At 65.1% G+C, this 14,067-nt stretch carries 15 protein-coding genes and 1 tRNA gene; 12 read left to right on the forward strand and 4 right to left on the reverse strand.

What is annotated here, in order from left to right; genetic code table 11:
• The first annotated feature begins 2 nt into the window (after positions 1 to 2).
• From E2I15_RS31095 to E2I15_RS31120, 6 genes are all read left to right on the forward strand, one after another.
• A complete protein-coding gene (locus tag E2I15_RS31095) occupies positions 3 to 1,388 on the forward strand; it encodes a cytochrome P450 (RefSeq protein WP_137483949.1) in 1,386 nt (461 codons plus the stop codon).
• 41 nt (positions 1,389 to 1,429) lie between these two features.
• Positions 1,430 to 2,839, forward strand: a complete 1,410-nt coding sequence (locus E2I15_RS31100) for an adenylate/guanylate cyclase domain-containing protein (RefSeq protein ID WP_137483948.1) — start codon at positions 1,430 to 1,432, stop codon at positions 2,837 to 2,839.
• A gap of 174 nt (positions 2,840 to 3,013) precedes the next feature.
• Positions 3,014 to 3,517 (forward strand): tellurite resistance TerB family protein, encoded by a 504-nt coding sequence (locus E2I15_RS31105; protein ID WP_016847256.1) that lies wholly within the window; start codon positions 3,014 to 3,016, stop codon positions 3,515 to 3,517.
• 226 nt (positions 3,518 to 3,743) lie between these two features.
• The gene (locus E2I15_RS31110; protein WP_137483947.1) at positions 3,744 to 4,523 is read left to right on the forward strand and encodes an SDR family NAD(P)-dependent oxidoreductase; all 780 of its coding nucleotides are present in this window, start codon (positions 3,744 to 3,746) and stop codon (positions 4,521 to 4,523) included.
• A gap of 246 nt (positions 4,524 to 4,769) precedes the next feature.
• On the forward strand, positions 4,770 to 5,576 hold the full coding sequence (locus tag E2I15_RS31115; RefSeq protein ID WP_137483946.1) for a glutamine amidotransferase: 807 nt from the start codon (positions 4,770 to 4,772) through the stop codon (positions 5,574 to 5,576).
• A 116-nt stretch (positions 5,577 to 5,692) separates the two neighbouring features.
• Positions 5,693 to 6,502: an enoyl-CoA hydratase gene (locus E2I15_RS31120; protein ID WP_137483945.1), complete on the forward strand. Its 810-nt coding sequence runs from the start codon at positions 5,693 to 5,695 to the stop codon at positions 6,500 to 6,502.
• A 113-nt stretch (positions 6,503 to 6,615) separates the two neighbouring features.
• Here E2I15_RS31120 and E2I15_RS31125 read toward each other — a convergent pair.
• Positions 6,616 to 6,691 (reverse strand) — tRNA-Ala (locus E2I15_RS31125).
• Positions 6,692 to 6,988: 297 nt separating this feature from the next.
• On the opposite strand from E2I15_RS31125, the gene E2I15_RS31130 reads away from it, so the two are divergent.
• Genes E2I15_RS31130 through folD form a run of 3 tightly spaced genes read left to right on the forward strand, consistent with a single transcriptional unit; the run spans position 6,989 to position 8,533 of the window.
• A complete protein-coding gene (locus E2I15_RS31130; RefSeq protein WP_016847252.1) occupies positions 6,989 to 7,279 on the forward strand; it encodes a YggT family protein in 291 nt (96 codons plus the stop codon).
• Between the two features lie 32 nt (positions 7,280 to 7,311).
• Complete coding sequence (locus tag E2I15_RS31135; protein WP_137483944.1) at positions 7,312 to 7,647, forward strand: DUF167 domain-containing protein; 336 nt, start codon at positions 7,312 to 7,314, stop codon at positions 7,645 to 7,647.
• Position 7,648: 1 nt separating this feature from the next.
• On the forward strand, positions 7,649 to 8,533 hold the full coding sequence (gene folD / locus E2I15_RS31140) for a bifunctional methylenetetrahydrofolate dehydrogenase/methenyltetrahydrofolate cyclohydrolase FolD (RefSeq protein ID WP_137483943.1): 885 nt from the start codon (positions 7,649 to 7,651) through the stop codon (positions 8,531 to 8,533).
• Between the two features lie 100 nt (positions 8,534 to 8,633).
• Here the strand turns inward: folD and ppa are convergent, their stop codons facing one another.
• Both ppa and E2I15_RS31150 read right to left on the reverse strand, forming a co-directional pair.
• Positions 8,634 to 9,164: an inorganic diphosphatase gene (ppa, locus tag E2I15_RS31145; protein ID WP_016847249.1), complete on the reverse strand. Its 531-nt coding sequence runs from the start codon at positions 9,162 to 9,164 to the stop codon at positions 8,634 to 8,636.
• Between the two features lie 162 nt (positions 9,165 to 9,326).
• A complete protein-coding gene (locus E2I15_RS31150; protein ID WP_028343770.1) occupies positions 9,327 to 9,836 on the reverse strand; it encodes a GNAT family N-acetyltransferase in 510 nt (169 codons plus the stop codon).
• A gap of 362 nt (positions 9,837 to 10,198) precedes the next feature.
• Here E2I15_RS31150 and E2I15_RS31155 point away from each other — a divergent pair, with 362 nt between their 5' ends.
• The 3 genes from E2I15_RS31155 (at position 10,199) to E2I15_RS31165 (ending at position 12,525) form a co-directional block, all read left to right on the forward strand.
• Positions 10,199 to 10,666 (forward strand): DUF2269 family protein, encoded by a 468-nt coding sequence (locus E2I15_RS31155; RefSeq protein WP_137483942.1) that lies wholly within the window; start codon positions 10,199 to 10,201, stop codon positions 10,664 to 10,666.
• A 63-nt stretch (positions 10,667 to 10,729) separates the two neighbouring features.
• The gene (locus E2I15_RS31160; protein WP_137483941.1) at positions 10,730 to 12,058 is read left to right on the forward strand and encodes an SDR family oxidoreductase; all 1,329 of its coding nucleotides are present in this window, start codon (positions 10,730 to 10,732) and stop codon (positions 12,056 to 12,058) included.
• Between the two features lie 59 nt (positions 12,059 to 12,117).
• Positions 12,118 to 12,525, forward strand: a complete 408-nt coding sequence (locus E2I15_RS31165) for a thiol-disulfide oxidoreductase DCC family protein (protein WP_137483940.1) — start codon at positions 12,118 to 12,120, stop codon at positions 12,523 to 12,525.
• 118 nt (positions 12,526 to 12,643) lie between these two features.
• Here the strand turns inward: E2I15_RS31165 and E2I15_RS31170 are convergent, their stop codons facing one another.
• Positions 12,644 to 13,894 (reverse strand): flavin monoamine oxidase family protein, encoded by a 1,251-nt coding sequence (locus tag E2I15_RS31170; protein WP_137483939.1) that lies wholly within the window; start codon positions 13,892 to 13,894, stop codon positions 12,644 to 12,646.
• Positions 13,895 to 14,067: the final 173 nt, after the last annotated feature.

Consider the following 14,067-nt stretch of genomic DNA (forward strand, 5'->3'; position numbering starts at 1 on the left):
CCATGAGCATAGCCGAAGTCTACGATACCATGGTCACGCGGCGTCCCCTGGTCCCGCCGGCCCCGCCGCGCGCGCCGGACGACATGGGCGCTTTCGCGCGCATGCGGGTGATGCGCAACTCGCCGATCGAGACCTGGGGCCAGCGCGCCTATGAGGACGACATCGTCCAGGGCCGTTTTCTCGGCCATTCGAGCTTCATCCTCAACACGCCGGATGCGATCCGCCATGTGCTGGTCGACAATTACGAGAACTACACCCGCACGCCGGCCGGCCTTCGCGTGCTGCGTCCGATGCTGGGCGAAGGGCTGTTGATCGCCGAGGGGCGTGCGTGGAAATATCAGCGCCGCACGCTGGCGCCGGCGTTCACGCCGCGCGCGGTGACTACGCTGGTGCCTTTCATGATTGCGGCGGTCGACGAGACCATCGCCAAGCTGAAGTCCGCCAGCGGCGGCCCGGTCGATCTGCGCGAGGCGATGCAGCGGATGACGCTGGAGATCGCCGGCCGTACCATGTTCTCGTTCGGCATGGATCGCCACGGCGCCGCGCTGCGCGATTTCGTGATGGAGTATGGCAACACGCTGGCGCGCCCGCACATGCTGGATCTGGTGCTGCCGTTGAACTGGCCGACGCCGCAGGATTTCCGGCGCGCCCGCTTCCGCAAGCGCTGGACCGCGTTCGTCGGCGTGCTGATGGCCGAGCGACGTGCGGCCGGCAAGGATGACAACGCGCCGGCCCGCGACCTGTTCGACCTGATGGGCGCCGCGCGCGACCCTGAGACCGGCGAGGCCTTTACCGATGCCCAACTCGGCGACCAGGTCGCCACCATGATCCTGGCCGGCCACGAGACGACTGCGACCGCATTGTTCTGGGCGCTCTATCTGCTGGCGCTCGATCCCCTGACCCAGGAACAACTGGCAGCAGAAGTCAGGAGCGCGGCGACGTCTGGCGCGCTCGACATCGAGCGGCTGAAATTCACCCGCGCGGTGATCGACGAAACCATGCGGCTTTATCCGCCGGCGTTCCTGATCGCGCGTGCGGCAGGTGGTCCCGACACCATCGCGGGCCGTCCGGTCAGGAAGCGTGACGTAATCCTGATCGCGCCGTGGCTGTTGCACCGCCATGAGAAGCTGTGGCGCGATCCGAACGCGTTCGTGCCGGCGCGGTTCATGACAGGAACGCCGCCCGATCGGTTCGCCTATCTGCCTTTCGGGGTCGGCGCGCGGGTCTGCATCGGTGCGCATTTTGCGCTGGTCGAGGCGACGCTCGCGCTTGCGAAGATTGTCGGCGCATTCCGCGTCGCGCTGGCGGACAAGGATCCGGTGCTGCCGATCGGCGTGGTGACGACACAGCCGAACCGCTCGCCGGTGTTTACGATCAAGCCGCGCTGACCTTGCGCGGCGGTGTCCCAATGCTCACTTAGGGGCTCACCATGAGCGATACGCAGGCCCATTTTGCAGTCCTCAGGCAGACGACCGATCCGGCCGTCGTCGATGCAATGCAGCAGCTGATCGCGGACGGTCACGACCGGGATCTCAATCGCATCAATCTGCTGGATTTCTCGAACCGGACCGGGCTCGACCAGGAGAAGGTGATCTCCGGCTTCCTGCATGCGTCGCGGCTCGGCCTGTTCGACATGAGCTGGAATGTGCTGTGCCCGGGTTGCGGCGGCGTGCTCGATGCGCATTCGACGCTGAAGTCGTTGCGCCATGACGACTACAACTGCGCGCTGTGCGCGGCCGGATACGAAGCGTCCGTCGACGATCTGGTCGAGGTCGCCTTCACCGTCAGCCCGCGCGTGCGCCGCATCGGCGCGCATGATCCGAATACGCTGCCGATCTGGGAATATGTCCGCCAGATGTTCTGGAGCTCGGGCATCGAGCTCAACGAAGACTCGCTGGAGCGCCTGCTCAAGGAGGTGACGCTGGAATCGCTGGAATTGCCGGCCGGCGAAAAGGCGTTGCTATCGCTGCAATTGCCGAAACAGTTTCTGATCGTGTTCGAGCCGGTGACGCACTCGGCGCATTTCTTCGACGTGCAGGGCGAGCCGACCACCGACCGCCAGCAGTTCTCGATCGTGTTCAACAAGCTGCAGGCGCCGACCGGCACCACGGTGCTGCGGCCGGGGCCGCTCCGGCTGTCGCTGGACAACCAGACCGACACCCGCGTGCTGCCGGCGGTCTGGGTCGCCGCCGATGCGCTGCATGAGCTGCTCGGCAAGCGCAAGCCGATCCTCACCGCGAAGCGGATGCTGTCGAACCAGACTTTCCGCGACGTGTTCAAGGCCGACAACCTCACCGTCGACCAGCGGCTGAAGATCACCGCGCTCACCTTCCTGTTCACCGATCTCAAAGGCTCGACCGCGCTCTATGAGCGGGTCGGCGATCTCGCCGCATTCGATCTGGTGCGCGCGCATTTCCACGCGCTGCTCGAGATCATCGCCTCGGAGCACGGCGCCGTCGTGAAGACAATCGGCGATGCCGTGATGGCGACCTTCATCCGGCCAGAGCATGCATTGTCGGCGGGCCTGCGCATGCGGGCGGCGATGAAGCAGCTCAACACCGAGCGCGGCAAGGAGGATCTGATCGTCAAGATCGGTATCCATGAGGGGCCGTGCCTCGCGGTGACCCTCAACGAGCGGCAGGATTATTTCGGCCAGACCGTGAATATCGCAGCCAGGGTGCAGAGCCTGTCGACCTCGCAGGAAATCCATTTAACCCAGCCGGTGATGGAATCCGCGGAGGTCGCGGGCATTCTCGATCGCGCCGCGATCAAGCCGATCCAGAAGGAAGCGGCACTGCGCGGCATTGCCGACAAGCTCGTGGTGTACGAGATACCGTAGTCAAATTGCTGAAACGTAATGCTTGCCGAAACGTAATGTCGCAGCGGGAACCTGCGCGGATTGCACCGGTTCTGTTTCCACGCCATATAGATTTCAACGGAGCATGATCCGGAAATGCGTGTAGCCGGATAGATCACGCTCAAATCAGGCAGGCTTCATTCCACAGAGAGACCGATGCTCGACGGACTTCGCCAATTCATTGCCGATATCGTTTCCCCCGACGCCCAGGCCGACCGCACCTTCGATGACGGCGACTATCGCTTGGCGGCGACGGCGCTGCTGGTGCATGTCGTCTCGCTGGACGGAGAGCCGACGCCTGCCGAGACGCGCAAGCTGCACGGCCTGATCGAGAGCCGTTTCCAGCTCGACCGCGGCGCGGCCGACAAGCTGATCGCCTCTGCCATGCGCGTCGAGGGCGAAGCCGTCGATCTCTATCACTTTACCAGCGTGATCATGCGCTCGGTCAACGAGGAGGGACGGCTGCGCATCGTCGAGATGATGTGGGAGCTGGTCTATGCCGACGGCCAGGTCAGCGAGTTCGAGGACAATGTGGTCTGGCGCGCCGCCGATCTGCTCGGCATTTCCTCGCGCGACCGCATCGATCTCAAGCATCGGGTCGCCGAGAAGCAGGCGGCGCTGCCAAAGGGCCCCTGGGGCACGGCGGACGCCGCAATCTGACGCGGCCGCCCGCGCCGGCGGACGCATCGTTACCGGTATTACGGATGACGAAATTTTAATGTCCGCCGCGATTGAGGGCGATCCGACTGAAAATCTGGCGTTTCATCACAAAACCAGTGCCTCGCCACTGTCCACAAGCTTACACACGGCTTGCGTCCCACCGCATGCCTATGCTCTCGTCGCCTTGTTGGGGACCTCACTAGAATTTGCAGTAAGAGTTTGAAACGTGACCGAGCGTGTGACGCTGATAACCGGGGCATCGGCGGGCATAGGCACCGAACTGGCGCGCGTGTTTGCATCGAATGGTCACCGTGTGGCGCTGGTGGCGCGGCGCGCCGACCGCCTGAAGGCGCTCGCCGACGAACTCGGGGCCAAGGGCGGCGCAGCGCCGATTGTGATCCCCTGTGATCTCCAGCAGACCGATGCGGGCGACCGGATCGCGCAGGCCCTGACCGACGCCGGGGTCGAGGTCGAATTTCTCGTCAATAATGCCGGCTTCGGCGTGTTCGGCCGCGCCATCGAGCGCGACCGCGCCGAGCAGCTCAACATCATCAATGTCAATATCCGCGCGCTGACCGATCTGACGCTGCGCTTTGCCGACCAGCTGATCCGCAACCGCGGTGGCATCCTCAATCTCGGCTCGATCGCCGGATTTCTGCCGGGCCCCGGCATGGCCGTGTACTACGCCAGCAAGGCCTATGTGCTGTCGTTTTCCGAGGCGTTGCGCTGTGAGCTGGCGCCGCAGGGCGTGCGTGTCACCGTGGTTTGCCCGGGCCCGGTACCATCGGAGTTTCAGGATCGCGCCGGGTTTGCGCCCGGATTCGATTCCGCCATCCTCAACGTTTCGCCGGAAGAGGTGGCCCGCCAAGCCTATCGCGGACTGATGGCCGACAAGCGCGCGGTGCTGCCCGGCGCCTTCATCAAGCTGGTGCCGTTCCTGCTCCGGCTGTTTCCGCGCTCCTTCATCCTGACGGCGGTCGGCGGATTTCAGCTCCGCAAGCGCTAAGGCGCGATGAGATTAGGTTGAATCATCATCGCGCTTTAGCTCCTTGTTTAAGCAAGATCTTTTCGGAAAACCGCTTCGCACTTTTCCGGATCATGCTTTGGCTGCCCCCGAAGAACGTCCCACGCGTCGCCGTTAAGGCTGTTCTGGCCCGCGATTTGCTTCCCTTGGGTGTGCGCAAACTCACACGATGTTAACGACCACTTAGCTATGATCGCGCCTTACGTGCCGAAACTTTAAGCAGAGGCAATGTCGTTCCGGTCTGACCAGAGCCGTGTCGTGGTGCCCTTCGCCAGCCGAAGGCCGACCTCGGTCACGGCTGAGATCTCGGACCAGACCCCGCTGCGGCCGGTGCTGGTCGTGCTGCATCAGGAGACATCGACCCCCGGCCGGATCGGCAATGCCCTGCGCGCGCTCGGCTACCCCCTCGACATCCGCCGCCCGCGCTTCGGCGACGCGCTGCCCGCAACGCTCGACGCGCATGCCGGCGCGGTGATCTTCGGCGGCCCGATGAGCGCCAACGACGGCCACGACTATGTGCGGCGCGAGATCGACTGGATCGCCGTTCCGCTGCGCGAGCAGCGCCCGTTCCTGGGGATTTGCCTCGGCGCGCAGATGCTGGCGCGGCAGCTCGGCGCCAAAGTCGGGCCGCATCCGCAAGGCCGTGTCGAGGTGGGTTATTATCCGGTCAGGCCGACCGAGGCGGGCCGCGCGCTCTGCCCGGACTGGCCGGCGCGGGTCTATCACTGGCACGGCGAGGGATTTCAATTACCCGCCGGCGCCGACCTGCTCGCGGCGGGCGATGATTTCCCGGTGCAGGCGTTCCGGTTCGGCAACGCCTTCGGCCTGCAATTCCATCCCGACGTGACCTACGCGATGATGCATCGCTGGACCACACGCGGTTGCGCACGGATGGATTCGCCGGGCGCACAGCCGCGCCATCTGCACTTCGCCCAGCGTGCCGTGCACGATGCCGCCGAGCGCGCCTGGCTGAAGCATTTCATCGACGGCTGGATCGCGCGTGTGCCGCAGCAGCAGCTGCAGGCCGCGGAATAGCCGCCGCGCGGAATTTCACGTCGGCTTTTCATTCTGGTGGATGTGTTACTGTCGGCCGCCGCACGCTGGCCGCAGCGCCGCGCGTATCAATAACAACAAGGCACAAGGAGATCGCCGTGAGCTACGAGCACATCCTCTATGAGGTCAGCGAGAGGATCGCGACCATCACGCTCAACCGCCCCGATCGCATGAATGCGTGGACCGCGATCATGGAGCGCGACGTGCGCCACGCGATGGAGACGGCGGCCAACGACGACAACGTTCGCGTCATCGTGCTGACCGGCGCGGGCCGCGGCTTCTGCGCCGGCGCGGACATGGACGCGCTGAAGGGGATCGATCCCAACGAGGTCAGGCGGGGCGAGAACATCCCATTCGACATGAACCGGCGCGCCGACTGGCAGACGCGCTACGCCTACTACCCCGCGATCAAGAAGCCCGTGATCGCGATGCTCAACGGCGCCACCGCAGGCATCGGCCTGGTCCACGCGCTCTATTGCGATTTGCGCTTCGCCGCCGACACCGCGGTGTTCACCACCGCCTTCGCGCGGCGCGGCCTGATCGCCGAACACGGCATCAGCTGGATGCTGCCGCGTATCGTCGGCCACGCCAATGCGCTCGATCTGTTGATGTCGGCGCGGCGGGTGTCGGCCGAGGAGGCGCTGCGCATCGGCCTCGTCAACCGGCTCTCTTCGCCGGAGAAGCTGCGCGAGGAAACCTATGCCTATGCCCGCGACCTCGCCGATTTCGTCTCGCCGAGCGCGATCGCGGTGATCAAGCGCCAGGTCTACGACGTGCCGTTCCAGACGCTCGCCGAAGCCACCATCGATGCCAACCGCGAGATGCAGATCGCGCTGAAGGGCAATGATTTCAGGGAAGGCGTCGCGAGCTTCGTCGAGAAGCGGCCGCCAAGGTTTACGGGGACGTGAGAGGAGGGCTGCCGGGTTAAAAGTCCGTCTTCGCCCTTTGGGCTTCGTCGGACACCACGCTCACCGTTCGGGCTCTGCGCGGCTGCGCCACGCGTAGCCCGAAGGGCGAAGCGTGGTGGAGCCAGGCGGGATCGAACCGCCGACCTCGTCATTGCGAACGACGCGCTCTCCCAGCTGAGCTATGGCCCCATCGCGGCCGGGTGTTGCTGAGTATCCCGGCCGTCAGTCGGGCGCCATTTACAGTCCCGCCCAAGGTCAAGTCAAGAACGGTGAAAGCGCGGTTTTCGGCCCGTCCCGCCGGGAACTTCCCTTGTTTGCGGGGGGATGAACCGATATTTAGAGCGTGATCCCGACCCGGCGGACCGCGCCAGCGCCCAGCGCATAGCGGTTTTCCGAAACGATCCTGCTCAAACAAGAAGCGCGATGGCGGCTCAGTCCGGTCTCGTTGCGCTTCAATCGGTTGTCTTACCCGCGAGCCCCCCTCATATGCGCGCTGTTCTCGACATCGTCATCATCATCCTCGACCTATATGTCTGGCTGCTGATCGCCTCCGCCATCCTGTCCTGGCTGGTCGCCTTCAATGTGGTCAACACGCGCAACCAGTTCGTTTCCGCGGTGGCCGAGTTCCTCTACCGGATCACCGAGCCCGTGCTGAGGCCGATCCGCAACGTGATGCCGAATCTGGGCGGGCTCGATATCTCGCCGATCATCGTGATTTTGATCATCATGTTCATCCAGCGGGTAATCGCCTATTACATCTATCCCAACGTGATCTGACCCATTCGACGGGCCTTGGCGAGGGAGCCTTGATGGATCCTTGGCGCTATTCCACCGAGGGCATCAGCATCGCGTTGCGCGTGACGCCGCGCGGCGGCCGCGACGACATCGACGGGATCGAGACGTTGGCCAACGGCCGTTCGGTGGTGAAGGTGCGGGTCCGCGCCGTCGCCGAGGGCGGTGAGGCCAACCGTGCGGTGACGGAGCTGCTGGCCAAGGCGCTCGGGGTGCCGAAGGCCAGGGTGAAGCTGTTGTCCGGTGCCACCTCGCGGCTCAAGCAGGTGGCGGTGGACGGCGATCCGAAAGGGCTCGGTGATACATTGAGGAAGCTGACAGCGGCCAAGCCGAACCAGCAGACAAGGGACTGACATGACTGCCCGCATCATCGACGGAAAAGCCATCGCCGCCGAGCTCAGAGCCCGCGTCGCCGACGAGGTCGCCCGCGTCAAGCGCGACCACCAGCTCACGCCGGGGCTCGCCGTCGTGCTGGTCGGCCATGATCCCGCGAGCGAGGTCTATGTCCGCAGCAAGCACACCCAGACCCAGGCCGCCGGCATGGCCTCGTTCGAGCACAAGCTGCCGGAGGATGTGTCGCAGGCCGATCTGCTGGCGCTGATCGCGCGGCTCAACCGCGATCCCATGGTGCATGGCATCCTGGTGCAGCTGCCGCTGCCGAAATCGCTGCACACCGAGACCGTCATCAACGCGATTGACCCGGCCAAGGACGTCGATGGCCTGCACCCCAACAATGCCGGCCGGCTCGCCGGCGGCTTGGCCGCGCTGTCGCCCTGCACGCCACTCGGCTGCATCATCCTGACCAAGAGCGTGCACGCCTCGCTCGAGGGCATGAACGCGATCGTGATCGGCCGCTCCAATCTGGTCGGCCGTCCGCTGGTGCAATTGCTGCTGAACGAGAACGCGACGGTGACGATCGCGCATTCGCGCTCGCGCGATCTGCCAAAGCTCTGCGCCCAGGCCGATCTGGTCTATGCGGCGGTCGGCCGGCCCGAGATGGTGCGGGGCGACTGGCTGAAGCCGGGTGCGACCGTGATCGATGTCGGCATCAACCGCATCCCGGTGCCCGGCGGCAAGCCGAAACTGGTCGGCGATGTGGCGTTCCAGGAAGCCCTCAATGTCGCCGGCGCAATCACGCCGGTGCCCGGCGGCGTCGGGCAGATGACGGTGGCGTGCCTCCTGGTCAACACGCTACGCGCCGCCTGCGCGATTGCCGGCCTGCCGGTGCCGGCGGTTTAGTCCGTCGTCATTCCGGGGCGCGTCGAAGACGCGAGCCCGGAATCTCGAGATTCCCCGATGCGCAATTGTGCATCTGAGGTTCGATGCTTGCGCATCGCCGCTACTTCTTCTTCGCGCGCTCGATGCCTTCGAGGATCAGCTTGCGGGCTTCGTCGGCGTCGCCCCAGCGCAGCACCTTCACCCACTTGCCCTTCTCGAGGTCCTTGTAGTGCTCGAAGAAGTGCTGGATCTGCTGCAGTGTGATGTCCGGCAGGTCGCTGTAGTTCTGCACCTTGTCGTAGCGCTGGGTCAGCTTCGATGACGGCACCGCGATGATCTTCTCGTCGCCGCCGGCCTCGTCCTCCATCAGGAGCACGCCGACCACGCGGACGCTCATCACCGCGCCCGGCACGATCGCGCGGGTGTTGACGATCAGCACGTCGCAGGGATCGCCGTCGCCGGACAGCGTGTGCGGGATGAAGCCGTAATTGCCGGGATAGCGCATCGGCGTGTAGAGGAAGCGGTCCACCACGAGCGTGCCGGCCTCCTTGTCCATTTCGTACTTGATTGGCTCGCCGCCGACGGCAACCTCGATGATGACGTTGACGTCGTGGGGCGGATTTTTTCCGATCGATATGGCGTCGATACGCATGGATTGCTCCGCGTGGCCTCTGGAAGTTGAGAACGATGTGATTTTTTGGTTGGCGCCGGGCCGCGAAACGGCATCAGGCCCGGCCTTGAGGCCGGGCTGGCCGACGCGCGCAGCGCTTGAGGCTGGTTTAGCCTTGCTGCAGCTGCGAGAGAAGCAGGATTTTCAGTTCGCCCAGGCGAAAGCGACCTTGTCGAGCGACTTGGGCCCGAACCGCTCCGAGGAGCGCGCCACCATCCGGCCGCCCAGCGCACGGTAAAACTCGGTCGCCGGCTCGTTGTCGGACAGCGCCCAGATCACCATGCTCTTGAGGCCGCTCTGCATCAGGTCGCGGCGGGCGGAGGCGAACAGGCGCCGGCCGAAGCCAAGCCCCTGGAATTCCGGTCGCAGATAGAGCTCGTAGATCTCGCCTTCGAAATGCAGGCTGCGGGCGCGGTTGCGGCCGTAATTGGCGTACCCTGCGACCCGGTCGCCGAACACCAGCACGCTGACGCGGCTGCCCTTGCGGATGGCGCTGTCCCACCACTGCGGGCCGCGGCGATTGATCAGCTTTTCGAGTTCGGCGCCGGGGATGATTCCCTGATACGCCGAGCGCCAGGCTTCGTCATGGGTAGACGCCACCGCCGCCGCGTCTGCAGCTTTGGCCGGCCGGACCTCGATTAGCGTTGTGCTCATGGATGTAATCAAAGCAAGTCGGCGGGCCGCCTTCAAGGTCCATCGTTAATTATCGGTTAATCTGTGGACTTTTTGCATCAGTGTGTTCCGAAAGAGGACACTTGCCGGAGTTCAAGCGGCCAACCGTCGATCCGGAGCTGTGCAAAGCGTGTATCGCGAGCGCAATATGACCCTGTCATAGTTGGAAAAAGCTCATTCGGGGCTGATTCGCGGCCGGGATTCGGCGAGCGAATCCAGACGCGATGTGGGTACTCCGAGTGCGCCACGCCTGCTCCGCCGCAGTGGATTTTCGTGCCCGACCGGCCTATGGCAGCGGCGGTATTTGTGCGTGCCGAAGTTGGCCTGATCACGAGCGGACTGCGATGACGCTCTACGTCCTGATCAAATATCTGCACGTGCTCGGCGCCGTCGTGATCCTGGGCACTGGGACCGGCATCGCCTTCTTCATGCTGGCGGCGCATCGCACGCAGGATGCGGCGTTCATCGCGCGCACGGCGGCGACCGTCGTGATCGCGGACATGATCTTCACGCTGACCGCCGTGCTGCTGCAGCCGGTGAGCGGCGGACTGCTGATGCTGCTGTCGGCAACGAGCATCGCCGAGCGCTGGCTCGTGGTTTCGCTTGCGCTCTACGTGCTCGCCGGCGTGTTCTGGGTTCCCGTCGTCTTCATGCAGATCGAGATGCGCAACCTCGCGCAGGCGGCCGTCGAAAAAGGCCTTCCGCTGCCGCCGCGTTATTTTGCGCTGTTTCGCCGCTGGTTCCTGTTCGGTATTCCCGGCTTCGGCTCCGTGATGATCATCCTCTGGCTGATGATCGCGAAACCGTTTTAGAGCATGATCCCGGAAAAGTGTGCAGCGGTTTTCCGAACAGGATCATGCTCAAACAAGACTTCCATGAGTGACGACGCATCACACAATATCCTCGTGCTCGGCGCGTCGGGCCTGATCGGGCGCGCCATCACCGACGATCTGAGGGCGCGCGGCTTTCACGTGATCGGCATCGCTCGGCACTTCACGCCGGCGCAGAAAATGAGCGCGGCCGACATCGAGCTGCCTGTCATGTCGATGGATGCCGCGGCGCTGACGCAGCAGCTTCGCACGCATGAGGTCGACGTCGTCGTGAACTGCCTCGGCGTGCTGCAGGATGGTCCGGGCAGCGACACAGGCGCGGTGCATCGCGACCTCGTCGCGCGGCTGTTGCAGGCGATCGGTGACAGCCACCGCGCCATCCGTCTCGTCCACATCTCGATTCCCGGCACGGCCGATGCGGACCGCACCGCCTTCAGCACCACCAAGCGCGAGGCCGAACGGCTGATCGCGGCGTCCGGGATTCCCCATGCGATCCTGCGTCCGGGCTTCGTCATCGCGCCTTCGGCCAATGGCGGCAGCGCCATGCTGCGCGCGCTGGCGGCGCTGCCGGTCGACCTACCGGCCGAGGAGGCCGCGACGCCGTTCCAGCCGGTCGCAGTCGAGGATATCGCCGCCACCATCGCCTGGCTTGCGGCGCGCGATGTCGCCGACGAAGCGGTGCGAACGGCGACATGGGACCTGATGCAGCAGCAGCCGATTTCGCTCGGCGGCGTCATCGCCCAGTTTCGCCGGTCGTTCGGTACGGCAAAGCACGTCCGCATCGCTACGCCGCCGTTCCTGATCGATCTCGGCGCCCGCCTCGGCGATCTCGCGAGCCGCCTCGGCTGGATGCCGCCGCTGCGCTCCACCGCGATCGCCGAGCTGCGCCGCGGCGTCACCGGCGATCCCGCAGACTGGATGCAAGCGACCGGCATCGTGCCGAAGACAATCGCGCAAGCGGTCGGCGGGCGCCCCGCGACCATTCAGGACAAATGGTTCGCGCGGCTGTTCCTGATCAAGGCGCTGATCTTCGTAAGCCTCGTGCTGTTCTGGGTCGCATCCGGCTTCATCGCGCTGGTGATCTCCTATGACGCCGCTGCCGGCATCTTGCGTGCGCACCATTTCCCGCCCGCCTTGGTCGGGCCGGTCACGGTGCTGACCAGCCTGATGGACATGAGCATCGGGGTGCTGATCGCGATTCGCCGCACCGCGGCGCTCGGCCTGATCGCAGGGATCATCGCCTCGCTCGGCTACATGGTGGGATCGGCGATCCTGACGCCGGATCTCTGGATCGAGCCGCTCGGCGCGCTGGTGAAGACGGGGCCTGCGATCGTGCTGATGCTGGTCGCGCTGCTGACCCTGGATAACCGATAGCGTTTTCAAGCGAAGTGGAAACCGGTTCGCGTGAAGAAAACGCGTCGAAGGAAATCAAGATGAGCACTTGGCCCGACGACGACGTGATCCTCTATGACGGCGTCTGCATCTTCTGCTCGCGCTGGGTCCGCTTCGTCATCACCCGCGACACGGCGCGCCGCTTCCGCTTCACGCCGATCCAGTCCGGCTACGGCACGCGGCTGGCGACGAGCTTCGGCATCGATCCTGACGACCCCGACACCAACGCCGTCGTCCATGGCGGCGTCGCCTACATGAAATCCGATGCGGCGCTGACGGTGCTGAGCCATCTGCCCGGCTGGGGCTGGACCCGCACGCTGTTCGCGGTGCCCAAGCCGCTGCGCGACGCCGTCTACAGCCTCATCGCCCGCAACCGCTACCGCATCTTCGGCAAGTACGAGACGTGTTTCGTGCCCGATGCCGACACGCGGGCGAGGGTGCTGGAGTGAAGTTCGTCGTTCCGGGGCGATGCGAAGCATCGAACCCCGGATGTGCAATTGCGCATCGGGGAACCTCGAGATTCCGGGTCTGGTCCTTCGGACCATCCCGGAATGACGAATCTAACGGCTACCCCTTACGTGGAAATCCATCCACCACTTCCTTCGCCGCCCGCTCGCCGCTGTCCCGCGCGCCGTGAGCGGTCGAGAAAAACGCCGGCGAAGTCGCTTCGCCGGCGAAGAACAGCCGGCCGTCGACCGGCGCGGCCAGCACGGCGCGCTTGTCCGCGTGGCCGGGCAGTGCGTGCGAGTAGGAGCCGCGGGCGAACGGGTCGTGGGCCCAGCGGGATTCGCTGAGCGGCTTCAGCTTGCGGCGGAAATCGCTGCCGAGGAAGGAGACGATCTCGTCGATGCTGTGCGCGGCGATGGCGCCGTCGCCGGCATTTTCGAGCTGTTGCGCAAAACGGCCGCCGAAGAAACCTTCGATGCAGGGCTGGCCGAACGGGCGGATGTGATAGGTGCCCATCTCGGTGCGCATGGTGGCGCCGCGCAGATTGCCTTCCTTCGGCAGCGCCTCGGGCTCGGCGAGCGCCAGCGTCACCTTGTCGGCGAGGCCGAGCGGCAGGCCGCGCGCGGCATCGAGCTTGTCCGGCAGCGCAGGCGAAAAGCGGATCGCCTGATCGGCGATCAGGTTGGTCGGCACGGTGACGATCACCTTGTCCGCCTCAAGCACGCCGCGCGAGGTCTCGATGCGGACGCGCTTGCCGGAGTGATCGATCAGCCTGACCTCGCAGTTCAGCGCGACCGGCACCTGCGCGCCATAGGCCGCGACCAGCGCGCCATAGCCGCGCCGCACCCGCCAGTTGATGTCGGTGTCTTCATAGGCGTCGACATCGAGGATCGAGACCTGGTCGAGCTCGCAGCCATTCACATAGGTCGAGATCGCATCGATCATCGGGTTCCAGCGGTTGCCGGGCTCGAGGTACAGGCTGGCCGGGCGGTCCTCTCCCTGCTGTGCCGCCTGCTCGATGCGGTCGTAGAATTGGTCGAGTGCGTGCGTGAAGTCGTCGCGAGCGGCCTGCGGGAACGCCTCGCCGTAGGCGCGCTCGCGCCACGGCGGCAGGTCCTTGTTGAGTTCGAAGTTGAGTTGCCGGGCGATGCCGACAAAGCTGTTCCGGTCGGCCGAATGCAGCCAGCCGCAGCCGACGTCAAACACCACGTCGGGCGCAGCCTGAATCGTATGCGCGCGGCCGCCGAGGCGGTCGCGGGCCTCCAGCACGATCGTGGAGAGGCCGGAGTCCTTCAGCGCATTCGCGGCACCGAGGCCGGCGGCGCCGGCGCCGATGATGGCAACATCGACCGTGGAGGGAAGGGAAGTCATGCCCTGGCTCTAGCACGTCTGGAAAGACGCCTAAAGTCACCCCGCGCATAACTGTCATCACCCGCGCATGCGGCTGATCCAGTATTCCGGAGACAGCAGTGATTGAGCTGATGAGCCGCGGCGTACCGGATGCCCCGGTCGAGCCGGGGCACGACAGACGGGTTTACGCCACC

Source organism: Bradyrhizobium sp. BR2003, assembly GCF_009720285.1.
In the GTDB taxonomy this organism is placed as follows: domain Bacteria; phylum Pseudomonadota; class Alphaproteobacteria; order Rhizobiales; family Xanthobacteraceae; genus Bradyrhizobium; species Bradyrhizobium elkanii.